Annotated in this window: 1 pseudogene; it reads left to right on the plus strand. The window is 48.6% G+C overall.

Annotation, left to right across the window (positions count from 1 at the left end):
• Positions 1-1,224 (plus strand): annotated as a pseudogene (locus RJ60_RS15720) (cellobiose phosphorylase); the annotation flags it as partial.

Below are 1,224 nucleotides of genomic sequence, written 5' to 3' on the forward strand. Positions count from 1 at the left end.
AAACATCAGATACACACTTGTGGACGAGAGCACCGGCAAAGTCAGGCAGTACACTTCTCTAACCGAAGACGGGGATAAGAAAAGAATGATCGAGTCTAGAGAAGAATCGAAAAACGTAATGAGAAGCCAATGCGGCACAGGAGAGATCTACAAGACCAGTCTTGTCGAAAAGCTGATAAACCTGGCGGCAGTGAAGTACGCTACGCTTGACCCGGCCGGTGCCGGAATCGAGATGGAGGCAGGTAAGCCCGGCTGGTATGACGCCCTAAACGGTCTGCCGGGTTTGTTTGGTTCGTCCGTAGCGGAAGCCTTTGAACTGTCCAGGCTTTTTCGCTTCCTGGAGGATATGCTGAAGGAATTCCCGTCCGAAACTCTGAAAATACCGGAAGAAGTCATGAGACTGATCGGTGAACTTGTAGAGGCCACTGAAGACTACGAGGCCTCACGCGATGACAGAAGAGACTTTCGCTTCTGGGAGAGAATTTCCGAAATCAGAGAGAAGTACAGAGAAGAGACGAAGCTGGGTTTTGGAGGCCGGGAAGTCTCCATAGGATCTTCTGAGATGTCAAGGGCTCTCGAAGGATTCAACGCCAAACTGCGAAAGACTCTTGATAAAGAGACCGCGAAGAACGATGGAATAATGCCGACATACTTCTTCTATGAAACTGAAAAGTTCGAGATCATCAAAAGGGCGGAAGACGAATCGGCAAAGCATGTGAAAGTAGATCAATTCAGGCAGAAAAAAATGCCCCTCTTTCTGGAAGGGATTGTCAGGGGATTCAAAACTCACGATGATCGACACTTTCTGAAAGAGGTGTACTCCAGAGTCAGAGAGAGCGAACTGTATGACAGAAAGCTGAAAATGTACAAAGTAAACGCCCCCTTGGGAGGAGAATCGATAGAGATAGGAAGGGCTAGAGCCTTCACCCCCGGTTGGCTGGAAAACGAATCTATATGGCTTCACATGGAATACAAGTACCTTCTCGAAATGCTCAGAAGCGGCCTATACGAGGAGTTCTATGAGGACTTCAAAAACGTGCTTGTACCGTTCATGAAACCGGCAGTCTACGGAAGAAGCACTCTGGAGAACTCGTCATTCATAGCGAGCAGTGCAAACCAGGATGAGTCTATACATGGAACCGGATTCGTCGCGAGATTGAGCGGATCTACCGCGGAGTTCTTGAGCATCTGGAAGCTGATGCTTGCGGGAAAAAGACCCTTTGA

It is taken from the genome of Mesotoga sp. B105.6.4 (assembly GCF_002896535.1).
Taxonomy (GTDB): Bacteria; Thermotogota; Thermotogae; order Petrotogales; family Kosmotogaceae; genus Mesotoga.